18 protein-coding genes are annotated in these 23,176 nt (G+C 70.2%); 8 read left to right on the top strand and 10 right to left on the bottom strand.

Features of this window, described 5'->3' with window-relative positions; translation table 11 throughout:
* Positions 1 to 35 precede the first annotated feature (35 nt).
* The 5 genes from ASG40_RS14580 to ASG40_RS21290 form a co-directional block, all read right to left on the bottom strand.
* Positions 36 to 878, bottom strand: coding sequence for a sugar phosphate isomerase/epimerase family protein (locus tag ASG40_RS14580; protein WP_055887097.1), 843 nt, complete (start codon positions 876 to 878; stop codon positions 36 to 38).
* Positions 875 to 2,188: a DUF6005 family protein gene (locus tag ASG40_RS14575; RefSeq protein ID WP_055887094.1), complete on the bottom strand. Its 1,314-nt coding sequence runs from the start codon at positions 2,186 to 2,188 to the stop codon at positions 875 to 877. Before ASG40_RS14575 ends, ASG40_RS14580 begins: the two co-directional genes overlap by 4 nt.
* On the bottom strand, positions 2,185 to 5,190 hold the full coding sequence (locus tag ASG40_RS14570; RefSeq protein WP_244480626.1) for an IucA/IucC family protein: 3,006 nt from the start codon (positions 5,188 to 5,190) through the stop codon (positions 2,185 to 2,187). The genes ASG40_RS14575 and ASG40_RS14570 overlap by 4 nt, the downstream gene beginning before the upstream one ends.
* Before the next feature lie 94 nt (positions 5,191 to 5,284).
* Complete coding sequence (locus ASG40_RS14565) at positions 5,285 to 7,069, bottom strand: IucA/IucC family protein (RefSeq protein ID WP_055887091.1); 1,785 nt, start codon at positions 7,067 to 7,069, stop codon at positions 5,285 to 5,287.
* Positions 7,070 to 7,192: 123 nt separating this feature from the next.
* The gene (locus ASG40_RS21290; protein WP_156387733.1) at positions 7,193 to 7,396 is read right to left on the bottom strand and encodes a hypothetical protein; all 204 of its coding nucleotides are present in this window, start codon (positions 7,394 to 7,396) and stop codon (positions 7,193 to 7,195) included.
* Positions 7,397 to 8,311: 915 nt separating this feature from the next.
* On the opposite strand from ASG40_RS21290, the gene ASG40_RS14560 reads away from it, so the two are divergent.
* Both ASG40_RS14560 and ASG40_RS14555 read left to right on the top strand, forming a co-directional pair.
* Positions 8,312 to 10,567, top strand: a complete 2,256-nt coding sequence (locus ASG40_RS14560; protein ID WP_443136618.1) for a TonB-dependent receptor — start codon at positions 8,312 to 8,314, stop codon at positions 10,565 to 10,567.
* 58 nt (positions 10,568 to 10,625) lie between these two features.
* Positions 10,626 to 12,188 carry a PepSY-associated TM helix domain-containing protein gene (locus ASG40_RS14555; protein ID WP_055887088.1) on the top strand — a complete coding sequence of 521 codons (1,563 nt, stop codon included), beginning with the start codon at positions 10,626 to 10,628 and terminating at the stop codon, positions 12,186 to 12,188.
* Positions 12,189 to 12,222: 34 nt separating this feature from the next.
* Here the strand turns inward: ASG40_RS14555 and ASG40_RS14550 are convergent, their stop codons facing one another.
* The 3 genes from ASG40_RS14550 to ASG40_RS14540 form a co-directional block, all read right to left on the bottom strand.
* Positions 12,223 to 12,567 carry a DUF3325 domain-containing protein gene (locus tag ASG40_RS14550; protein ID WP_055887085.1) on the bottom strand — a complete coding sequence of 115 codons (345 nt, stop codon included), beginning with the start codon at positions 12,565 to 12,567 and terminating at the stop codon, positions 12,223 to 12,225.
* Entirely contained in the window at positions 12,567 to 12,890 is a 324-nt protein-coding gene (locus ASG40_RS14545) for an iron transporter (protein ID WP_244472347.1), read from the bottom strand. The genes ASG40_RS14550 and ASG40_RS14545 overlap by 1 nt, the downstream gene beginning before the upstream one ends.
* Before the next feature lie 571 nt (positions 12,891 to 13,461).
* Positions 13,462 to 13,902, bottom strand: a complete 441-nt coding sequence (locus tag ASG40_RS14540; RefSeq protein WP_055887082.1) for a PRC-barrel domain-containing protein — start codon at positions 13,900 to 13,902, stop codon at positions 13,462 to 13,464.
* A gap of 280 nt (positions 13,903 to 14,182) precedes the next feature.
* Between ASG40_RS14540 and ASG40_RS14535 the strand changes: the two genes are divergently transcribed.
* A complete protein-coding gene (locus ASG40_RS14535; RefSeq protein ID WP_055887078.1) occupies positions 14,183 to 14,545 on the top strand; it encodes an SWIB/MDM2 domain-containing protein in 363 nt (120 codons plus the stop codon).
* Positions 14,546 to 14,621: 76 nt separating this feature from the next.
* On the opposite strand, the gene ASG40_RS14530 is transcribed toward ASG40_RS14535, so the two are convergent.
* On the bottom strand, positions 14,622 to 15,419 hold the full coding sequence (locus ASG40_RS14530) for an SDR family NAD(P)-dependent oxidoreductase (protein ID WP_055887075.1): 798 nt from the start codon (positions 15,417 to 15,419) through the stop codon (positions 14,622 to 14,624).
* Positions 15,420 to 15,483: 64 nt separating this feature from the next.
* Positions 15,484 to 16,893: an MFS transporter gene (locus ASG40_RS14525; RefSeq protein WP_244480625.1), complete on the bottom strand. Its 1,410-nt coding sequence runs from the start codon at positions 16,891 to 16,893 to the stop codon at positions 15,484 to 15,486.
* An 88-nt stretch (positions 16,894 to 16,981) separates the two neighbouring features.
* On the opposite strand from ASG40_RS14525, the gene ASG40_RS14520 reads away from it, so the two are divergent.
* The 5 genes from ASG40_RS14520 (at position 16,982) to ASG40_RS14500 (ending at position 23,163) form a co-directional block, all read left to right on the top strand.
* Positions 16,982 to 18,019, top strand: coding sequence for an alpha/beta fold hydrolase (locus tag ASG40_RS14520; RefSeq protein ID WP_055887069.1), 1,038 nt, complete (start codon positions 16,982 to 16,984; stop codon positions 18,017 to 18,019).
* A gap of 144 nt (positions 18,020 to 18,163) precedes the next feature.
* Positions 18,164 to 19,561: a sulfatase-like hydrolase/transferase gene (locus tag ASG40_RS14515; RefSeq protein WP_055887066.1), complete on the top strand. Its 1,398-nt coding sequence runs from the start codon at positions 18,164 to 18,166 to the stop codon at positions 19,559 to 19,561.
* Positions 19,562 to 19,799: 238 nt separating this feature from the next.
* Entirely contained in the window at positions 19,800 to 20,753 is a 954-nt protein-coding gene (locus ASG40_RS14510; protein ID WP_200944269.1) for an acetyl-CoA carboxylase carboxyltransferase subunit alpha, read from the top strand.
* Positions 20,754 to 20,758: 5 nt separating this feature from the next.
* Complete coding sequence (locus tag ASG40_RS14505) at positions 20,759 to 21,448, top strand: DUF1796 family putative cysteine peptidase (RefSeq protein WP_055887060.1); 690 nt, start codon at positions 20,759 to 20,761, stop codon at positions 21,446 to 21,448.
* A 212-nt stretch (positions 21,449 to 21,660) separates the two neighbouring features.
* Positions 21,661 to 23,163: a L,D-transpeptidase family protein gene (locus ASG40_RS14500; RefSeq protein ID WP_055887051.1), complete on the top strand. Its 1,503-nt coding sequence runs from the start codon at positions 21,661 to 21,663 to the stop codon at positions 23,161 to 23,163.
* Positions 23,164 to 23,176: the final 13 nt, after the last annotated feature.

The following is a 23,176-nucleotide window of genomic DNA, read 5'->3' as shown; positions in this document are numbered from 1 at the left end:
GATGCTCGGCTCTCGATGCGCCGATCGACATCCGGTCACCCGGCGATATCCATCTGGAACCCGAGCGCGTTGCGGCGCCTGGCGGTGACGTCGCGCAGCGCGAGAAGGTCGGTCGGCAGAACGGAGAAGCAGGCATCGCCGAACCATTCGAGGGAGGCCTCGGCGTTCGGGTCCAGTGCGTCCAGGAACGACCGGTAGTCCAGCGCACCCTCGAAAAGTCCGGTCATGCCGTCGCGTCGCCCGGCCGCGGCGTAGACGTTGGCCGGCTCGAAGACGCCGAGGTCGGGGCGGGCCCGGACGTTCTTGAGGTGATAATAGTCGATGTGCTCCGCGAGGCCGTCGTGCGCCGCGAGCGGATCGTCGCCGCCTTCCCAGACGTGGAGCGCGTCGAAATTCACCTTGAGCGCCGGATGGTCGACCTCCTCGAGGAGGCGCATGAGCGATGCGGCGGTGTCGGCCAGGGTGTCGGGGTGGGTCTCGACGAGGAGCCGCATGCCGTGGTCGGCCAGGTGGCTCGCCGATTCCCGCAGGCGGGTCGTCATCAGGGCGCGCTCCTCGGGCGATGTCGTCGCGCTGCCTTTCGTGCCGGCGAAGGTGCGAAGCCGCGGCGCCCGCCACTGCCGGGCGAGCCGGCACAGGCCGGCGGTTCGCTCCATCAGAGCCTCGGGCGGCGCGTCGAGCGGCAGGTAGTCGCTCAGCATCGGCACGCGCAGGCCGTAGGCCGCGAGCCATTCGCCGTGATCGCCCGGGCCGAGGTTGCGCGCATGCACCCCCCACAGCTCGATGCCGTCGAAGCCGCTGCCGCGCGCGAAACGGGCGATCTCGCCGATCGACAGGAGGTGGTGGCGAAAGCTGATGGTGCAGAGCGAGACTCTCATGCGGTCAGCCTTTCGCGGTGGGAGGACGGACGGCCGAGGCCTGGGCGGGCCTCGCGCCACGCTTCGTAGGCGTCCCCGAGCCGACGCTTGAGGGAGAACTCCACCGCGTCGAGCGCGTCGAGCTTGGCGAGGATCGGGGCGACCTGCGCCGGATCCTGGGTCCTGGCGAGCTTCAGGACGGCGTAGTGCAGGGCCGTCAGACCGTTCACCAGCGCCTCGATCTCGTCGCAGATCCGCTGGAACGCGCTGTCCGGCCAGCCCAGGGCGCGCCAGAAGAAGGCGAAGCCGTGCTCGTAGGCCCACTTGCGGATGGTGATCACCGGCAGTTCGCGCAGCGCCCCGTCGACATCGGCGAGGGCGAGGCCGCCGCGGCCCTCGGCATGGGCCGAGACGATGGCGCGCACCGCGTCGATCAGCGGGTTGGCCTCGGGGCGGAAGCAGGCCTCGAAGAAGGCCGCGAGGTCGGCATCCGCCGGGGGGTGGCCGAGCGAGGGATCGAACCGGTAGCCGCCGGCGACGCTCGGCTGGCGGATGGCGTTCAGGAGCGTGTCGCGCGCGATCGGGCCTTCCCAGCGGAAATCGGGATCGCGCACCTTCCAGACGGCGGGATCCTCCGAGAGCTCCACCAGCAGGTAATGCGGGAAGGGGTTCTGGTTGAACTTGTTCTCGCGCTCCGGCAGGTGGAACATGTCGAGCATCACCATGATGCACTCGTCCGGCGGGCGTCGCTCCAGGCACTCGAGGAGGGTCGCCACGTTCCGGTCCTTGGAGCGGGAGTGGTCGTACCAGGCCAGCAGCGGCACGCCGTAGAGCCGCTCGAACCAGTAGCGGAACGACTCGTGGTCCATGGCGTCCGAGTGGTAGGCGAGCCGGAAGCCGTCGGTGATCGCGAACTCGGCATCCCAGATCAGGAAGTAGAAGGGGCGGTGGTCGATGCCGCGCGCCTTCAGCCCGTCGCACAGGCAGCTGACGAAGCAGTGGATCTTGAGGTCGTAGGGCATTTCGCCGTGGACGCCGTCCGCGGGCGCCGCCGGTTCGCCGGCTGCGGCCGCCCGGTCGTCCTGCCCGCCCGGAGCCAGGAGCGCGGCGAGGTCGGCGACGGTGGAGAGGTCCTGCCGCCCGATGGCCTCCTCCGGGATCGACAGGGCGAGGCTCGTTTCCAGCGACAGCATGAGCTGGAGGAGCTGGACGGAGTCGAGATAGAGGTCCTCGTTCAGCCGCGCGTCCGGCCCGAACCGATCGAGGTGGGGGTGGCTCATCTCCTCGCGCAGGATCGTGCCGATGGCCGCGACGACGGTGTCCCGGTTCATGCCACGGCCTCCGCGACGAGGTCGCCGAGGCGGCCGTTTTCGTACCGGTCGGCGACCTCGCGGCGAGAGATCTTGCCGTTGGCCTGACGGGGGATCGCGCGCACCTGCACCGCCTCGACCGGCACCTGGTGGCCGGCGAGCCAGCGGCGGCACCAGTCCTGGAGCGCGCGTGGCGGCACCGGCGCGTCGGCGCTGAACAGGAGCGTCACCCGCTCGCCGGCGAAGGGATCGGGACGCGCGAAGGCCACGGCATCGGTGACGCCGGACATCGCCATCACCACGTCCTCGACCTCGCCGGGATAGACGTTGAGGCCGGACACGTTGATGGTGTCGTCCATGCGCGACACGAAGACGAGCATGCCGTCGGGCCGCCGGTAGCCGAGATCGGCGGTGCGGACCGGGCCGTCCTCGCCCTCCACCACGATTTCGGCGGGCCCCTCGGCGCTCGCGCCTGCCAGGACGCGGTGATGGGGCAGCGGGTAGCCGATCGCGTCTGCCCGTCGCAGGTCCGGATTGACGGCGATGCAGCCCGCTTCCGAGCAGCCGTACTGCTGGAACAGGTGGACGACGCGGGCCCGGATGGCCGAAAACCAGGGCGCGGGAAGAAGCGTGCCCGAGACCATCGCGGCGTGGATGGACTCGCCCTCGGGCAGCAGCCGGGCGAGCGTGTGGAGCATGGCCGGCGAGGTGTAGAGCAGCGGGCGGTCGATCTCGCGCAGGCGGCGCAGGAGGTATTTCGGGTTGGTGGTGTCCACCACCACCGGCGCGCGGCCGCGGCGCAGGCCGACGAGGAGCCCGCAGATCAGCCCGTAGGAATGGGTGATCGGGCAGGCGACGACCGGGGTCATCCCGTCCGGCTCGGTGAAGGCCGCGACGTAGCTCTCGATCTCGCGCTCCACCGCACTCCAGGGGCGGGCGATGCACTTGGGTTCGCCCGTGGTGCCGGAGCTCATCTGGAGGAGCCGGCCCTCGCCCGGAACCGGCGGCGGGGCACCGCCCAAAACCTCGCCGTCCAGCGTGTCGAGGAACAGGCGGTGGCAGCCGGCGCGCTCGGCGAGCCGCCGCGCGCCTTCGTCAGGCACGGCCGGGTGGATCGGCAGCAGCGTGACGCCGATGCGGCGCGCGGCGAGGATGAGCGCGAGGCCCTCGGCGGTGTCGCGAAAGCGCGCGGCGATGCGCTCGCCGCCGCCGCACAGGCGCGCCTGTTCTGCGATGCGCCGGATGGCGGCATCCATCTCGTCCGCACCGACGTTGCGTCCGTCGATCTCGATCATGGGGTGTCCCGAGGAATCGCTGGGGGAGGGGAAGAGGGCGTTGGGCACGAGGCGGCTGCACCGTTCCTCGTCGAGGCCGAGCTTTCGCGAGAGCAGCGCCTCGACCCGCAGCCGCGGGGCGTCGATGGCGAGCCGGGCCAGCCGGTCCTCCAGCCCGTGCTCGGCCGCATGGCGCTTCAGCCGGTGGCCGAGGCGTCGCCAGAAATCCGTCTCGTCGAGCCCATGCGTGCGATGGACGAGGTCGGTGACCTCGCAGAGGTTGAAGACGAACAGGCTGTCGGTGACGAGTTCGCCGAGGACGGCGGGCGAGCGCATGGCGTGGAAGCGATCGTCCACCGGACCGGCATGGGCGGCATCGATGGCGCCGAAATTCGGCACGCGGGCGGGATCCGATACGAAATCGACCCCGTATTCCGCACTCTCGTGGAAGTCGCGCAGGATCACCCGTTCCGGCCAGCCGTCGCGATGCACCAGGATCGTGTTCTGGCCGTGAGCTTCCAGCGCGACCCCGTGGGCCACCAGAAGATGCCAGACCGGTAGCACCGCGACCTCGACCCATCGGTCGAGCCACGCCCGCAGGCCGTAGCGCGCGAGCCAGGGGGCGACGAAGGCGGTGCCATCCGCCTCGCGCGTCGCCAGGACGTTGAAGGGCAGGGCGGCCTCGCCGGGCGACAGCGCGACGCTCTCGCGCCAGATCGCGGCGAGCCGGCCTGCGAGCGGTCCGTCCCGGTCGACGAGCGCGGCCGCGTATTCGCGCAGGACGTCCATCCGGTAGCGGCCGCGCAGCAATGGATCGCCCGCGACGATCCCCGCCAGCCACGCCGAGAGGGCGGGGGCGGTGAGCACGAAACGCGGGTCCAGGGTACGAAGGCTCGACGTGCTGACGACGCTCAGGGCGAGCTTCACGCTGCCCGCGCGCGGGTCGTCGAGATTGTGCAGCGTGCGCAGGGACTGGCTGGCGCGGTAGCGCGGCCCGGCGACGCCCAGCGCGATGGCGCGGCCCTCCGCCAGCCACGGCCGCAGCGGTCCCTCTTCGAGGTGGCGCATCTGCCAGGGATGGACGGGCAGGAGGGCGTGGGTGTCGAACGCATGGCCGGCCTCGACGAGGCGCCGCTCCAGCACGTCCCAGTCCGGGCCGAGTTCGGCGCTGTGGAACCCGGCCTGCGCGCCCGGCAGCGAGAGGGCGATCGCATCCTTGCGCACGGCCAGCCATTCGAGCCGGAACGGCTCGGCGCATTCGGGGCCGTAGCGGCGATGGTCCGCCAGGGTGAACCCGGTGCGTGCCTTGAAGCAGGGATGGTAGGGGTGTCCCTCCCAGACGGCGCCGTCGAGGGTCGCGAAGGGGAGGGCGCGGCGGTCCGGCGGGGACAGGGTCTCGGCGTTCCAGCGGCAGAGTTCCACCGTCTGGCGCAACTCGGCGAGCAGGCGTTCCCGGCGCTCGGGGGGCGCCGGCAGGGCGTCAACGAGTGCCGCGAGGTCGGCCGGGCGCCACGCTCCCCCGGCCTCGGCCGTCTCGAGGGTCGACGGATCGAGGCGTGGGCGCCCGAACGGGCCGATCGCGCCGGTGGCGCGGAAGCGGCGCCCGCCGACGCGCCAAGTCAGTTGTCCCGAGGCCAGCCGTCCCGAGGTTTCGTCGCGGGCGGTGTCATGCTCGCCGATCCCTTCGAACAGGATCGCTTCCGCCAGCTGCCGCAGGACGCGCAGCTCGGGCGCGCAAGCCGTCCGCACGACGCGCTCATCGGGCGCGCAAATCGTCCGCACGACGCGTTCATCACGCGCGCAAACCGTCCGAAGGACGCGCTCATCGCGCGCGCATGCCGTCTCAAGAGGCGAGGGCATGGCCGGCCTCCGTCCGAGCCGCCGCGCGCAGGCGGAGCGGGTTGGGCATGTCGATGTAGTTGCCGCTGCCGTCGCCCGAGGCCAGCTCATCGCGATCGGACAGGCGCACGCGCAGGTTGGCCTTGGTGCAGAGGGTCGGCCCCTGCAGCACCGCGCGGGCGAAGGCCCGGCCATGTCCCGTCATGCGGCGGGCCATCGCCTCCAACCGGTCGGCGAGGTCGTCGACGAGGATATCCTCGCCGACCGGCCCGTCGTGCCCCATCCGGGAGATCACGGAGAAGATCTGGTTGACCACGAGATAATAGGCGAGGCGGCGGCGGACCTCGCCGTCCTCGAAATAGAGCCCGGCGATGGCGGCGGTCTCGGGCGCGAGGCGCAGGAGCCGCGGGCGGGCCGACTCCGACAGGTAGAAGCCCTGGTTGTCGCGGTAGAAGCCCCGGCGCGGCCAGCCGGTGGAGACGTCGAGGAGCGCGTTCTGCTGATGCGCCTCCAGCGCGATCCCGTGCGCGTCGTAGAGCGCGACCACGGGCTCCAGCATGCAATCGAGGTAGAGGCCGAACCAGGTTCGGACGGCCTTCGACGGCGCGGTGCCGTCGTCGCGGAGATGGCGCAGCAGGGTCTCGAGCCGTGAGGGGCGGCCCGGAAGCGGCTCGGCGGTCAGGGCCGCCAGGGTGGCGACGCCCCGCTCGGCCCCATCGCGGAACGGGTTTTCGCGAAACACCGTCTCGAAGCCGCTCTCCTCGCGGTCGGGGCAGCGCAGCGTGAGATAGGCCGGGTCGGAGAGGATCCGGAAGGCGGGATGGCGCGCAGCGAACCCGCTGCGCGCGATGAGCCGGGCCATGGCGACGCCGGCTTCGAGTTCGGCGATCCGGTTGACGCGCAGCGAGTTGGTGAGGGTGACGGGAAGCGAGAACTTCGCCATCCAGGGGCTCTCCGGCGCGTAGACGGTCCGGAGCGAGGAGGTCGCGGTGAAGCGGGGGCCGAAGGCGCCGAGGCGCCTCAGCACGCCCGCATCGACCATCGCCGCGACGTGCGGCTCCAGCATCAGGGCCTCGGCCTGGAGCGGATGCATCGGCACGGCGATCTCGCCCGGCCGCAGCGGCACCCGTGCCGCATCGGCGCCGAGGAGCTCCAGCGCGACCTCGGGCGCTGAGCGAGACCCTGCCGAATCGTGCCGGGCGCGGTCCGCACGGACGGCGAAGACGGCGAGCTGGAACGTGCCCGCTTCCTCGGGCGCATAGGCTCGCGCCTGCCAGGACGCGAGACCCTGCCGGCTCTTGGGCGTCGGGTGGAGCCAGTGTCCGAAAACCAGCGCGCGGTCGGCCCCGATGAAGCTCGTGTCGTCGGCCGTCGCCTCTCGGGCGAGATCGAGCTGGCGGGCGGTCTCGCGGTAGCTGTCGAGCACGCGCCCGAGCAGTTCCAGCTCGCGCCCGCGGGCCGTCTCCCCCGATCCTTCGTCCACGCGCGCATAGGCCTCGCCGAGGAGATCCTGGATCGCGCGCATCGGCGCGACCGAACGCCAGCGGGGCTCGTGGAGATGACGGGTCCAGAGGCGGCCGAAGATCTGCGCGCCGCACAGCGAAGGGGAGCGGATTTCGGCGCGGATCGCGATGCGCTGGCTGCGCAGGTTCCATTCCACGCAGGCTGCCGGCGGCCCGTCCGGCAGGGCATGACGGACCCGGATGCCGGGATCGATCTCGCGCAGGTAGCCGTTCGCGAAACTGCGAAAGGCCGCCGCCTCGGCGATGGGCTGGGACGATGGTGGCATGAGGATCGATCCTCGGCGAAGGCCTTGGGTGGCGAGGCCTTGGGGTGGCGAGGCCTTGGGGTGGCGAAGGCCTCGGGTTGCCAGGCGGCGCGGCCGAGGACGGCCGCGAGGGGATCGGACGGTCTACCGGCCGACGGTCGGCATCCTGCGCGACGTCTCCATCGCCTCAGGACGGTGCGGAGCGACACGTCGCTCCGACGATGCGGCACGGCGGGCCATCGTTTCGCGCGCGGCCGCAGGGCTGCGCACCGGCCGGTACGAGATCGCCCCGCCGGCGAATTCGCGGTTGCGTGAAGTCGCGATGACGACCCGGGCGCTCTGGATCACGCCGAAGGACCCTCCTGTTTTCGCCAATGGCATTCTCCTCCCCATCCCGATCGTCACGAAGATCCAACGAAAGAAATAAATTCGTCGCCTCATCTCAATTGTGCGTAAAACTCAAATATTGATATTCTAATATAGTGATTATAGATTGGTATATAATATCATAAAGCGACATAAAATGGTATTTATTGAACCGCGGTCATCAGATGGTCGATTCAAAAAACGACGTCAAGATGAAAACCATAGATTGGAATTCGTCGATTTCCATTTTTATCGCAAACCAATGCGGCTGGCGTCATTTACGATGGCTTTCACGTTTGGGTTATCGTTCGGAAGCTCGTTTGTCCGATCCATATGCCGTGCTTGTCGGGCGCCCAATCTTCCGGTCGACGCGTTTCGGCAACGCCACGACGTCGGGCGCCTCCCGTATTCGGCCCACCGAGCGGTTCCGCATGGCCCGGCGATCATCGGCGGCCGGTGTCCTCGGATGCGCCTTCACGCAGGGCGAGGGTCATCACGGCCCAATCGCGAATGGCACGCTCTTGTTCCAGAAAAACGTGGCGCTTTGCAAGCATCTATCGATTAGAATACTTCCAGAATAACGTATCGAGCGTGTGTCTTGCCTGCAACGGCGCCTCTAAATGAAATGTATCTTATAACTGTTCTATTTCTCATCCGGCGTCGACGACGGCACGATTCGTGAGGGAGGTCAGCGACTTGCCGTGCCGACCGATGCCAGGCTGGAATAGATATAACCTGTTGGAGGAGTTGCTTAATTTGGAAAAGCGCCGCCTCGCTGGCGCCGGCGATCGTGCGCAGCGGGCCGATCGGCGGACACATCACGGGGGTTTTGACATGGCGTTGTGCGTACGTGGATCATACAGGCGGACGGCGTGGGTCGCCCTCGCCGGCGTGTCCATGGGGGTGATGACCCAGGCGGCGGTCGCAGGCGGCGGTGCCGGCCCGACCCTCCGACGGGTCGACGCCTCGACGATCGCTCCGGTCAATCCGCGCTACGTCCAGCTCGGCGCGCAGGGTGCGGACGCGGTGACGCTCGAAGAGCTGCGCGTCGAGGGGCAGGTCCAGGGCCGCGGCGTCGTCGGCGGCCAGCCGCCCTCGTCCGGCACCGTGGGACAGCCCCCCGTCCCCTATGCCGGCGGCCAGGTCGGGTCCGGAACCCGTGTCGGCTTCCTGGGCAATCGCTCGGTCCTGAAGACGCCCTTCAACGTCACGGGCTACACCAACAAGCTGATCGGCGATCAGCAGGCCCGGACGCTGTCCGACGTCGTGCTCAACGATCCGTCGGTCCGCAACGACGCTCCGGCGTTCAGCGATCGCGACTCGTTCTTCATCCGCGGCTTCTCGGTCACCAACCTCGATACCGCCTTCGACGGCCTGTTCTACATCGCCAATCCGCGCCGCACGCAGCTCGAGGGCATCGAGCGGGTCGAGATCCTCAAGGGTCCGACCGCGCTCCTGAGCGGCGGGACCGGCCGGGTCGGCGGCACCATCAATCTCGTCCCCAAGCGCGCCTTCGACGAACCGCTGACGCGGATCAACACCTTCTACACGAGCGACGCGCAGGTCGGGACGCATCTCGACGTGGGCCGCCGCTACGGGGCGTTCAAGGAATGGGGCGTTCGCTTCAACGGCGCCTACCGCAACGGCGCGACACCGCTCGACAAGAACGCTCTCGAGGTCAGCAACCTCGCGGTGGGCCTCGACTACCGTGGCGACCGTTTCCGCGCCGCGCTCGATCTGACGCATTCGAAGCAGAACGTCACGGCACCGTCGTCGCTCTTCAACTCGGCGGCGGCCAATATCGCGATTCCCCGGGCGCCGAACAATCGACGCAACACCTCGAATTCCTTCGAGTACTACGATTCATCGTACAATATGTTGGCAGGGCGGGTCGAATATGACCTGTTGCCGGACACGACGGTCTACGCCGCCGGCGGCATCAGCCGCTACAACGAGGATTCCCTGTCCTCCTTCTATCAGATCACGAGCCCGACCGGCCGGGCGACGAACACGCTGTCCATCTCTCCCACCGAGCTTCAGGGCCGCAGCATCGAAGTCGGGCTGCGCTCCCAGTTCGAGACGGGGTTCGTCGGCCACCGGTTCAACGTCTCGGCCGTCGAGGCCTACAACGGCAATTTCTCGCGCGGCTACACCGCACCGCGGCTCCCCAGCTACCAGACCAACATCTACGACCCGGTCTACCTGCCGTCTGGCTCCGTCCCGACGATCGGATTCCCTCGCTCGGGCGGACAGCCCATTTTCGCCGACCTCACCGCGCGCAGCGTGGCCATCGCCGATACCCTCTCCCTCGCGGGCGACCGCTTCCTGCTGACGCTGGGCGGGCGCTACCAGGAGATCGACCAGAACGGCTTCGTGGCGCTCCCGGGCCCGACCCAGGGGTCGCCGACGTCGCAATACAAGGAGGGCAAGATCACTCCGGCCATCGCCGTCGTCTTCAGCCCCTTCGACGCGCTGTCGTTCTACGGCAACTATATCGAGGCCCTGGTGCCGGGGGCGACCGCACCGACCGTGGCCGTCAACGCCAACGAGATCTTCGCCCCCACGGTGAACATGCAGAAGGAGGTCGGCGCCAAGTACGATTTCGGCACCGTCGCGGTCACGGCGTCGCTGTTCGAGATCGAGCAGCCGAGCGCCTTCACCGATCCCACCACCAGGCGGTTCTCCGTCAGCGGCCTCCAGCGCAACCGCGGCATCGAGTTCAATGTGTTCGGCGAGCCCTTCGCCGGCGTGCGGCTGCTCGGCGGCGTCACCCTCATCGACGCCAAGCTCGTCAACACCCTGGGGCGCCAGTTCGACGGGAATGCCGCGCCCGGCGTCCCCGACACCGCGTTCAACCTCTACGGCGAGTACGACCTGCCGCCGTGGCTGGCGCCGGGGCTGACGCTGACCGGCCGGGCGATCTACACGAGCGGCCAGTTCTACAACCAGGCCAACACGCAGTCGGTGCCGGACTGGACCCGCTTCGACGCCGGCCTGCGCTACGTCTTCGAGGGCGTGAACGGCAAGCCCGTCGTCGTCCGCGCCATCGTCGAGAACCTCCTCGACGATTCGTACTGGGCGTCGGCCGCCCGCGGCTTCCTCGCGGTGGGGGCGCCCCGCACGTTCATCCTGTCCGCATCCTTCGACTTCTGAGGCCTGCGATGACGATCGGACCCGCGACGATCCTCGCCCCCGGTGGGGGGACCGCATCGTGACAGGAAGCTTTCGCCAGTCGATGGCGTGGCTGCACACCTGGTCCGGCCTCGTCGTCGGCTGGGTGCTGTTCGCCGTCTTCGTGACGGGCACCGCGAGCTACTACCGCACCGACATCTCCCGCTGGATGCGCCCCGAACTCGCCCAGGTCGAGGCGGTGCAGGGGCCGGAACTCGCCGCGGCCGCCGAGCGGGCGGTGGCCTATCTCAAGGAGCACGCGCCCAAAGCCAGGACCTGGCTCGTTGGCATGCCCCGGCCCGATCACCCGGTGCTCGACCTGTTCTGGCGCAACCGGCCCGGGGAGCCGCCGGGCCACGTCCTGCTCGATCCGCGCACCGGCGCACCGGCCGCCGTGCGGGACACGGAGGGCGGCGACTTCCTCTATCTGTTCCACTTCGAACTGCATCTGCCGTCGTTCTGGGGGCGCTGGGCGGTCGGCGTCTGCACCATGATCATGCTGGTGGCGCTGATCTCCGGCATCGTCACCCACAAGCGGATCTTCGCCGACTTCTTCACCTTCCGCCGGGACAAGGCGTCCCGGCGCAGCTTCCTCGACGCCCACAACGTCACCGGCGTCCTGGCGCTGCCGTTCCACCTGATGATCACCTACACGGGGTTCGTGACGCTGGCGACGTTCTACATGCCGTGGGGTGTGACCGCGGCCTACAAGGGCGAGGCCAGGACTTTCTTCGCCGAGGCCGGCTGGACCACGACGGCCCGCCCGCCGAGTGGAAAGCCCGCCGCCCTCGCGCCGGTCGGGCCGCTCGTCGCGCGGGCGCTCGCCACCGTGCCGGAGAGGCTGGAGCGGCTGACGATCGCGAACCAGGGCGATGCCAAGGCGACCGTGGTGGCGATGTTCGAGGAGCCGCACGGCATTTCCCACGAGCAGCCCCAGATCGCCTTCGACGGCGTGAGCGGCGAGATCCTCGAGGTCCGCAACGGCGGCCTCGAGCCCGCAGCCAAGACCTTGACGGTCATGACCGGCCTGCACGAAGGGCAGTTCGCCGGCACGGCCCTGCGCCTGCTGTTCTTCCTGTGCGGCGTGATGGGCTGCGCCATGATCGCGACCGGGATCGTCCTGTGGTCGCTGGCGCGCCTGCCGAAAGCGGCCGAGCGACCCTTCTTCGGCCTGCGCCTCGTCCAGGCGCTGAACGTCGGCAGCATCGTGGGTCTTCCGGCGGCGGTCGCCGTCTATTTCCTCGCCAACCGGCTCCTGCCCGTGGACCTCGCCGGACGGGGGGATCGGGAGGTCCAGGCGTTCTTCGTCGCCTGGATCGTCGCGGCCGTGTTGCCGCTCGCCCGCCCGGAGCGGCGGGCCTGGTGCGAGGGCCTCGCCGCGGTCGCGCTCCTGTGCCTGGCCGTCGTCGCCGCCGACGTCCTCACGACGCCCGGTCACCCCTTGCGCCGATCCGGCGGCGATCCGCTCTTCGCCTGGTTCGACGCCGCGATGCTGATGCTGGCGGCCCTGTTCGCCCTCGCGGCCCGCAAGGTCGTCCGCTACGAAGCCCCGCGGCGGAAGGCTTCGGACCGCCCGATCGAGCCGACGATGACGGTCTCTTGAAGAACACGTCCTGTCACGCCCGGCCGGATCGGCCTCAGCGCAACAAGAGCAGCAGACCCGCGCACGCTCCGACGAGGAATGCTCCCGCGCCGGCCGGATAAACGATGCGGGGACGATAGGACAGCAGCAGGACGAGGGCGACGGCCGCCCCCGTCAGCGCACCGATCCATCCGACGAGCCCGAGGTCCCAGCCTTCCACGTGCCCGGTCAGGAGCAGGGACAGGCCGATGCCGACCCATCCGGCCAGGCGCAGGGCGACGACCCGCCGTTTTCCCGGCCTCGACCGGAACACCTCCCTGTGGTGCCGGTCCAGGCTCAGGCAGAGGGCCGCGAGCGCCGCAAAACCCAGCCCGAGGTTGAGAACGAGGGCGGCCGGCATCAGAATCCCGCTCCCGCGGAGGCCACCAGCCACAGGCTCCCGCCGATGACGATTGCGGCACCCGCCGTCATGACGGTCGCCCGCAGGAGGGAGCGCATCGCGAAGACCAGCACGACGACCCCCGCCATGACGGCAAAGCTGAGAAGCGTCGCCGTCGTCACCGCCTCGGGCCGCGACAGGGGCAGCGTCAGCGACAGGAGCGCGGTGACGAGCGCGGCGATCCCGTAGCCTCCTCCCGTTGCCAGGGCGACCCGTCCGGCGATCCTGGCTCCACCGACGAGGCGAGATCCGCTGCGGATCGAGGTCGAGGTGGTGTTCGACACTGCAAAAACCTCATGCCTCGGCGTCGGAGCCGGAATTCCATCGACCGCCATTGTCGGACAAAAAATCGATGCCTTCAATAATGTCGCATCAATCGCCGTGTCGCTACGCAGGTAAGAATGATAAACGTTCCAATGTACGTCTTGCGTTGCTTGCGCATCCGGACCTAGGCTGGACGGCCGGTGCTGACAAGATCGAATCCCACGGGGCGGATTGCACGCTCAGGCCGACCTCGAATGCGTTGGCTGCACCGCCATCGCGGGTTTCCTCGCTGAGGCAGACCGGTGTGGCGTCGAGCGGGGCCCCGGGCCGGCGAAGTCTCGTCGTAGCCGTTCCCGCGGAACGCGAGAGCGAGACGATCATCCGCCGCCGTCGAAGCGACGGCCTGCCGACCTTGTCGCTGCCTTTCAAGCGGTACCCGCACGGGCCCACGGCGCTCTCGGTCGAGCCGGAGCGCTCGTCGATGCGTTCACCGTCCCCCGCGAGGCAGGACGATGACATCGGGCCGGGACATGGGACCGGCGGCTAGCCCGGACGTCTCGGCGTCGTCCGCTCGCCGTCCGGGCATGGTGGCTACAGGCGTGGTTCGCCGCCCGAAGTCGGCATGTCGTTCGCCAGGAGGGGTTGGTCGCGACCGTCCCCGGGCGCCTGCTCCAGGGCGTCGCGGTCGATCTCGACCACGTAGCCGCCGAGCTCGACGCTGTAGCGCAGGGAGCGCCAGGGCAGCGGGTGCAGGCTCTCGCCCAGCCCCAGGAAGCCGCCGGCGGCCAGCACGACGTAGGCGACCTGACCCGAGACCTTGTCGAGCATGACGCTCTTCACTGCGCCGAGGTGCGTGCCCTCCTGGTCGTAGACCGCGGTGCCCTCGACGCGGGTCGAGGCGATGAGGCGCGCGGTCTCGTCGGTGCCGATGTCCTCGGCGGCGGGGTCGAGTTCGAGCGATCCGGGGGCGCGCAGAATCCGCTCCTGATCGTCCTGCGGCGGGCGGTGCGAGGCGGGCAGGTCCGTGGGCATGCGGTCTCCTGGAGTGGCGCCGACGGGGCCGGGCCGGCGCGGGTTCGCTGTTGCCGAAGGGGAAGCCCGTCGCGGGCCGCGAGGTTCCGCCGGGCGGCCGCCGCGGCGCGCGGAATGGGTCTTCCAGGTCGCTCCGTCTTCACCATCTGTGGATGACGATCGCGCTGGCGGTGATTTCCCCTTGGAACGCGGTGGTCACCGCTTAGTTGTTGCAGCTATGCGCCCCGAGGCCTTGGGCCACGGATCGACTGGCGCTCGCAGCCACATCCGGAGGGAAGCCATGGCTACCAAGACCGCACCGAAGGCCACCGAGAAGGCGGCCGCCGCTCCCAAGGGGAAGAAGGCAGCCGAGACCAAGGGCTCCGATGGCAAGGCCGCCGAGACCAAGGCCGCCAAGCCCAACGCCCTGCAGCAGCCCCTCAAGCCCACCGAGGAACTCGCCGCCATCGTCGGCGCCGCCTCGCTGCCGCGCGGTGAAGTGGTCAGCAAGGTCTGGGAGTACATCAAGAAACACAATCTCCAGAACCCCGAGAACAAGCGCGAGATTCTGGCCGACGACAAGCTCAAGAAGGTCTTCGGCAAGGACAAGTGCACGATGTTCGAGATGAACAAGCACCTCGCGGCCCATCTCAAGTCGGCCTGACGGTCCGCTTCCGACCCAACCGAAAACCACGCCCGGTCCGTCACGGACCGGGCGTCGTCGTGTCCGGGGTCTTCCGTCAGGCGATGTTGCGCAGCACGCCGCCGTCGACACGCAGGGCCGCGCCGCTGGTGGCGCTGGCCGCCGGGCTGCAGACGTAGGCGACCATGTTGGCGACCTCGTCCACGGTGGCGAGCCGCCCGATCAGCGAGGTCGGCCGGTGCTCGGCCACGAAAGCCTTGCCCATCGCGTCGAGGTCCGGATTCTCGCTGCCCTTGGCCATTTCCTTCATGAAGTCGGCCACGCCCTCCGACAGGGTCGGGCCGGGCAACACGCTGTTGACGGTCACGCCCGAGCCCGAGACGGTCTCGGCGAGGCCCCGGGCGATGGCGAGCTGCGCGGTCTTCGTCATGCCGTAGTGGACCATCTCCACGGGGATGTTCACGGCGGATTCGCTGGAGATGAAGACCACGCGGCCCCAGCCCTTCTCGACCATGCCGGGCGTGTAGGCCCGCGACAGCCGCACCCCGCTCATCACGTTGGTCTCGTAGAACCGCTGCCAGTCCTCGTCCGGGATCTCGAAGAAGGGTTTCGGCTCGAAGATGCCGGCGTTGTTGACGAGGATGTCCACCGCTGGCAGGCCGGCCACCACGGCCTGCGTGCCCTTGGCCGCCGAGACGTCGCCGGGGGCGGCGAAGATCGCGCCCGAGCCGGTCTCCCGCTTGAGGCGGGCCACCGCGTCGGCGCAGCGGTCGGGGGTACGCCCGTTGACGGCGACGGTGGCGCCCAGGCCGGCCAGCGCCTTGGCGATGGCGTAGCCGATGCCGCCCGTTGAGCCGGTGACGAGGGCGGTACGCCCGGTGAGGTCGAGGTTCATGGCCACTCCTGATGCTGGTCGACGTACCCCGACAACGCGTCGGAGGCCGCCGGGTTGGCGGAGGTCACCCCTGCGGCTGGCGCCGCATCACGCTGGCCGCCGCGCCCAGCGCCGCCAGCCCGCAGGCGCACCACAGGGCGACCGTGATGGCGGGGCCGGGCCCGAGACCTTGGCCGAGCCCGAAGATCACCGCCACCAGGGCCGCGCCGAGGGATTGCCCGGTGAGGCGGGCCGTCGATTGCATGCCGCTCGCGCCCCCGCTGCGGTGGCGCGGTGCGCTCGTGATGATGACCTTGTTGTTGGGCGACTGGAACAGCCCGAAGCCGAGGCCGCACAGGGTCAGGCGCCAGCCGATGTCGACGGCGGACGGATCGGCCGGCAGCAGGGCCACCGCGGCCAGCCCGAGGGCGAGGAGCGTGAGGCCGACGCCGCCGAGCAGGCCCGGCGCGTAGCGGTCGGCGAGCCGCCCCGAGATCGGCGCCATGACCGCGATGGCGATGGGCCAGGGCGTCATCAGGAAGCCGGTCTGCGTCTCGGAGAGCCGCATCACGTCCTGGAAGTAGAACGGCAGCGCCACGTAGGCCATCATCTGCGCCGCGAAGGAGGCGACGGAGGTCGCCATCGATAGGGCGAAGGCGGGGATGCGCAGGAGATCGACCGGCAGCAGGGGTGCCGGCCTACGCAGCTGCGTGAGGACGAACACCGTGCCGACGGCCAGCGCCGCGCCGATCTCGAGGAGCGCGATTGCGCGCCCCTCGGCCTGGCCGATGCCGTCGATGCCGATGATGAGGAGGCCGAAGGTGAGCGCGTTGAGCACCGCGCTGACCCCGTCGAACCGGGCGCCGCTGCGGGGCGTGGCGGGGAGCGTGCGCAACGCCACCGCGAAGGCGACGAGCCCGACGGGCAGGTTGACGAGGAACAGCCACGGCCAGGTCGCCACCGACAGGATCGCCGCCGCCACGGTGGGGCCGGCCGCCGAGGCCATCGCCACGATCAGGGCGACGTTGCCGACCCCGCGCCCGATCAGCCGGCTCGGATAGATGAAGCGCACCAGCGCGATGTTCACGCTCATGATCCCGGCCGCCCCCACCCCTTGGGCGATCCGCGCCGCCACCAGCCAGCCGAGCGAGGGCGACAGGGCACAGGCCAGCGAGGCGGCGGTGAACAGGACCAGCCCCCCGAGGTAGACCCGGCGGTAGCCGAGGATGTCGCCCAGCGACGCGAACGGCAGCAGGCAGGCCGTCACCGCGATCTGGAAGCCGTTGACCACGAAGATCGCCGCGGACGGACTCACCCCGAGGTCCTTGGCCATCACCGGCAGGGCGACGTTGACGATCGCCCCGTCGAGCACCGCCATGGTCATGGCGAGCGCGATCGCCAGGAGCGCCAGCATCCGCTCGCGCGGCGGTAGGCCGTCCATCGATGTTGCAGCGTCCGGCCCGCTGGCGGCTTGCGTGTCGGCCTCTTGCGTCATGAGCGTGTCCATGGCCAGGACGGCGGCCGTGCCGCCCTATGTCACCGCGCATCCGCCTCGTTCAAGGCATGCCACACCGGAGTTCCCCATGGCTTTCCCCAAACGCGGCCCTGCCGTGTCCACGGCGCTGACCGGTTCGGCCCTGGGCCTGGCGCTCGTGCTCGGCCTCGCGCCGCTTCCCGTCCGGGCCGACGAGGCTCCCCTCGGGATCGGGATCGAGGGCTTCGCCTATCCCTATCCGGTACGCTTCCTCGACCTGATGCGCGACGGGGAGCGCCAGCGCCTCGCCTACATGGACGTGCCGGCCTCGGGCACCCCCAACGGCCGTACCGCGCTCCTGCTGCACGGACGCAACTTCCCGTCGAGCTACTGGGAGCCGGTGATCGCCGCCCTGAGCGCCGGTGGCTACCGGGTGGTGGCGCCCGACCAGCTCGGCTTCGGCAAGTCCTCGAAGCCGGTGGCGCCCTTCGGCTTCGACACCATGGCGGCCGAGACGGTGGCGCTGCTCGATGCCCTCGGCCTGGCCCGCGTCGACGTGGTCGCCCATTCGATGGGCGGCATGCTCGCGGTCCGCCTCGCCCGCAACGCGCCGGCGCGGGTCAATGCCCTGGTCCTCGAAGCCCCGATCGGCCTGGAGGACTACCGGTTCTTCGTGCCGCCGGTCTCCAACGACACCCTGCTGCGGATCGAGACCGACGCCACCGCCGAGGCCTACCGCCGCCAGCTGATGACGAACTACGCCCTGTCGCTGCCCGCCTCCGCCATCGAGCCGTTCGTCGCGTTGCGCGAGCGGGTGAAGGGCTCGGGCGAGTATCCGCGCTGGGTGCAGTCCTTCGTGAACTCCTACCAGATCATCTGGGGCCAGCCGGTGGTGCACGAGATCCCCCTCGTCACCGCCCCGACCCTGTTCGTGATGGGCGAGAACGACCGCAACGCGCCGGGCAAGCCCTTCGCCCCGCCCGCCCTGAAGGACCGGATGGGCGACAACGCGGCCCATGCGAAGGCACTGGCGGCAAAAATGCCCGACGGCCGCGCCGAGGTGCTGCCCGGCATCGGCCACCTCGTCCACATGGAGGCGACGGCCCGCTTCAACGACCTGATGCTGACGTTCCTCGACGGACACTGACCGGCGAGTGCCGGAGAATCTCATTCTTCTCGCCCTGCGTGCCGTTTCGCTCCTGCGTTTACGGGATCGATACGGAGTCGATGCACTTATCGGTTGCACGGGAAGGCTGTCGATGTCGCATCCCGGACGATGGGGAGTGGCACGATGGCAGCGTCGGTGGGGGTGCCAGGGCCGGCGACGTACCGGGCGCCATGGTGGTCACGCCTGCCGTCGCCGGGCACGCTCCGGATCGGACCGACGCTGTGGCTGCTGGCCGCCGGCCTGATCCTCCCCAACGCCCTCGCGCTCGGCGCCGAACTCGCCTTCGGGCTCCCGTGCCGGACGCTGTCGATCACGGCCTACGCCATTCTCGCCCTCACTTGCGGACGTTGGCCGAGGGCACTCGTGGCCGCCCTGTTTCCCCTCCTCCTCCTGTTCGATCTCGCCATGACCATCCCGCGGATGTTCTTCATCGAGATCGGGGCGATGGGGCGCAACCTCGGCCTGCTGGCGCAGGTCGATCTGCTGGCGTCACCTTTCTACATCGCCTTGCTGGCCGGCCTTTGCGTCCACCTCGCCGTCAACCTCGCGGTCCTGGCCTCGTGCGGTCGGCGGATGGCCGCGGGCAACCGGTCGCTCCTGCTCGCGGCGGCCCTCGCGCTGGGCGTGGCCGACCTGAGCGACGACGGCATGCTCGCCCAGGCGGTGGGTCCGCTCGCGAGCATCGGCCAGCCGTTCGAATCGGCGGTGATCGCCTCGGGCTTCGACACCCTCGCAAGCCCGGCGGTGCCCGGTCGCAACGTCCTCCTCGTCGTCGTCGAGAGCCTCGGCGTGCTGCGCGATGCCCGGGCTCGCGCCATCCTGTTCTCCGCCTTCGAGGCGCCGGATCTGGTCCAGCGGTTCGACGTCACCCGCGGCACGACGACCTTCTTCGGGGCGACCTCCCACGGCGAGATCCGCGAACTCTGCCGCACGCGCACCGCTTACGGCGACATCGCGGCGAGCGGGGAAACCACCGCCTGCCTGCCCAACCGGATGGCCGCGCACGGCTACAGCACCCTGGCGCTGCATGGCTTCAGCCGGATGTTCTACGACCGTGCCGCCTGGTATCCGCAGGTCGGGTTCGCCCGCAGCGCCTTCGGCGAGACCCTCACCGGCATCGCGCCGCGCCGGTGCGGCAGCGCCTTCTCGGGGCCCTGCGACGTCGATATCGCGCAGACGATCGGCCGGACGATGGCGGAGGCCCGCGACCCCCTCTTCGTCTACTGGTTGACCCTGAACTCCCACGTGCCGGTCAAGCCCGGCCAGGCGACGCGGCGCCACGATTGCAACGACGGTGGCGGCCCGTTCGGAGATCCGGAGGTCTGCGCCATGGCCGAGATCTGGCAGGACCTGTTCGCGGCGGTGACCCGCCTGGCCGTGGCCAACCCGCGGACCGAGATCCTTCTCGTGGGAGATCATGCCCCGCCCCTGTGGCGGCGCGCGGCGCGCAGTCGGTTCGAGGCGGACCGCGTGCCCTGGCTGCGCCTGTCGCCACGGGCCGGCATCCTGGTCGCCCGGTAGGATGCGGTCGGGCCGGTGGCCCGGGAAAAAGGGGGCGGGTCGGCGATCGCAAGGACCCCTCGCTGTTGACAGCCGAGGCGGCTTCGCCAACACCCCCGGGCCGGGCGTCGGCCGTTCTCGGCCCGGCGGCCACGGCACCGTTCGCCGGGACGGGCCGGCGGTGCCCGGGCGACGAGCATGGCCCGGGGCGACCCATCCGGCCGCGGCGACCAACATGGACCCCCGATCGATGACGGTGATGCGCTCCTACCTCGATTTCGAGAAGCCGGTGGCCGAACTCGAGGCGAAGGTCGAGGAATTGCGGACGGTGGCCGCCCGCGACGGCGCCGTCTCCATCGCCGACGAGGTCGGGCGCCTGGAGGCCAAGGCCGCGGCCGCGCTCTCGGACATCTACGCCGCCCTCACGCCCTGGCAGAAGACGCAGGTCGCCCGTCATCCGCAGCGCCCGCATTTCGTCGATTACTGCGCCGGGCTGATCGCCGAGTTCACGCCGCTCTCGGGCGACCGCACCTTCGGCGAGGACGCCGCGGTGGTGGCCGGGTTCGGGCGCTTCCAGGGGCGCTCGGTGTGCGTCATCGGCCAGGAGAAGGGGGCGACCACCGAGGCGCGCCTGCGCCACAACTTCGGGATGGCGCGGCCGGAGGGCTACCGCAAGGCGGTGCGCCTGATGGAACTCGCCGACCGCTTCGGACTGCCGGTGCTCGCCTTCATCGACACGGCGGGCGCCTTCCCCGGCATCGAGGCGGAGGAGCGCGGCCAGGCCGAGGCCATCGCCCGCTCGACCCAGGCCTGCCTGGCGCTCGGTGTCCCCAACGTCGCCCTCGTCATCGGCGAGGGCGGCTCGGGCGGCGCCATCGCGCTCGCCACCGCCAACCGCGTCCTGATGATGGAGCACGCGATCTACGGGGTGATCTCGCCCGAGGGCGCCGCCTCGATCCTGTGGCGCGACCAGGGCCGGGCCAGCGACGCGGCCACCGCCATGAAGATCACCGCGCAGGACCTCCTGCGGCTGGGCATCATCGACCGGATCGTGCCCGAGGCGACCGGGGGCGCCCACCGCGGCCGCGAGGCGGCCATCGCGGCGGCCGGCGAGGCGATCGCGGCCTCCCTCGCCGAATTCGGCGGCCTCTCGCCGGACGAGGTCCGCGACCGGCGCGCGGCGAAGTTCCTCGACATCGGGCGCAAGCTCTAGCGCCGATGCGCCTGTCCCTCGGCTCCCTCCTGAGGCGCCGGACCGAGCGCGCGCCCGATACCCGCGAGCCGGGCGCCCTCAACCATGTGTCGCTGGGCAGCCACTGCCACATGGCCCAGATCCTCAAGGACAGCGGCCTCAGGACCTGGTCAGGCCCGTTCGACTGGATCTTCTCCGCGCCGGGCATGGTGCGCGACTGCCTCTCGGACGATTTCGCGCTGCTCCTCGACCGGCGCCAGCACGAGACCACGCGGCCCGAGGAGCGGCCCAAGCCCGGCGAGTTCCTGGGCCGGCACCGCATCTACTGCCAGCGCCACCGGATCCCGTTCGTGTTCAACCACCACGATCCGGCCGGCAACGACGCGGACTACGCCTTCCTCGAGCGCGGCGTCGAACGCCTGCGCCGTGCCCTCGACACCCCGGGCACCGAGAACCGATTCTACCTGATGACCGCGATGCCGGTGCGGGAGGCGGCCCTGATGCAGCTCTGCGACCTTTTGGCGCGGCGTGCCTCCCGGAACCATCTCACGCTTCTCGAAGTCGCGCCCGGCCAGGCCGCGGCGGCCGTGGAGCGGGTCGAGCAGCCGCGTGCCGACCTGACCCGGCTTCGGGTCGCAACCCGCTCGGTTTCCACCGGCATCCGCTTTCGCGACCCGGCCGACGACGTCTTCGTCGCAAACCTCCTGCGCGGCTGAATCCGGTCGTGGGGCCCCGACGTATTCGGGTTCCCGCGATCCAGTATCTCCCCCCGACAATCCCGGAATTCACACCCCGGCGCGGTCGCGGGGCCTGCGGCCATGTCGCTCGCCTTGCGGTAAAGAACGGGTAAGTTTAACGACGCTATGGGTTTGGGGAGTATTGGGCGCGAGGGTGACATCCCGCGCACGACGGCAAGACGGGGTTCCCCATGGCTTTTCGTCCCTTCGCGGCGGCATGCATCACAGCTCTGACGATCTCGCTGGGCGCCTGCCAGGACGGCGGGCTCGGCGGTGTCGCCTCGACGCGTCACCTCGCCCCGGTGCCGCCGAAGACCCTCGCGCTGATGGCGCAGAAGGGCATGAGCCAGAACGACCCGATCCTGATCCGCGCCTTCAAGAAGGAAGCGGAGATGGAGGTCTGGAAACGCGACGGCCGCGGCCGCTACGCGCTCCTGAAGACCTTCCCGATCTGCCGCTGGTCGGGCCAGCTCGGCCCCAAGACCAAGCAGGGCGACCGTCAGGCGCCGGAGGGCTTCTACACGGTGACCCCGGGGCAGATGAACCCGAATTCCTCGTACTACCTCTCCTTCGACACCGGCTATCCGAACGCCTACGACCGGGCGCAGGGCCGCACCGGCAACTACATCATGGTCCACGGCACCTGCTCGTCGGCGGGCTGCTTTGCCATGACCGACGAGTCGATGGGCGAGCTCTACGCCCTCGCGCGCGACTCCTTCGCCGGCGGCCAGCGCGCGTTCCAGTTCCAGTCCTATCCGTTCCGGATGACGGCCCAGAACGTCGCCAAGTACCGCAACGACCCCAACACCCCGTTCTGGAAGAACCTCAAGGAGGGCTCGGACTATTTCGAGGCCCTGGGCGAGGAGCCGCGGGTGGCGGTGTGCGGCTCGCGCTACGTCTTCGGCGGTGCCGACGTGGCGGCGGGCTCCTGCACGCCCAAGGTCGAGACCCTGGTCGCCGAGAAGCGCGAGCGCGACAACCAGGCCGTGGCCGAGCTGATCGCCAAGGGCACCCCGGCGACGCGGGTGGTCTACGAGGACGGCGGCCAGAACCCGGTGTTCCGGGCGCCGGCCACGACCACCGCCTTCGCCAGCCTCGGCAAGTCCGAGGAGCCCGAACTCCCCTACGACGCCAAGGACTTCGCCCGCCGCCATCTCGGCGAGGTGAGCCGGCCCGATGCCCTGGCCGCCGCCGGCCGCGAGATCGAGGTCGACGCCAAGGGCCGTCCGGTGATGGTCGCCGCCGCCGAACCGGCGATCCCGACCAAGGCCGCCGCCGCGGCCCTCACCGCCAAATCCGTCGCCGACAAGTCCGTCGCCGACAAGGCGGGGGCCGATCGCAAGGGCGCCACCCGCATGGCCGCGCCCGAGCCGGCCAAGGCGCCGGAGCCGGTCAAGCCGGCCCGGGTGATGGTGGCCGATGCCGATGGCGACCCGAGCGCCTACCAGAAGCTGCTGGGCGGGCTGCTGAAGTCCGGCCCCACCGCGCCGGCGACGCCGGCTACCGATGCGGCCACCATTCCCGCCGTGGTCGCCGCCGCGCCGGTGACGCCCGCCAAGCCCGTGCGGACGGCCGCCGCCGCCGTCAAGCCGGCACCGAATCCGGCGACGGTGGCCAAACCCGCCAAGGGCGATGGCAAGGCGGAGCCGAAGCCCGCCGCCCACAACGTTGCGTCACCCGCCGGCAGGAACTGAACGCGACGCCGCG

Origin of the sequence: Methylobacterium sp. Leaf399 (assembly GCF_001424525.1) — a bacterium.
In the GTDB taxonomy this organism is placed as follows: domain Bacteria; phylum Pseudomonadota; class Alphaproteobacteria; order Rhizobiales; family Beijerinckiaceae; genus Methylobacterium.
This window is presented reverse-complemented; position numbering and strand designations above follow the sequence as displayed.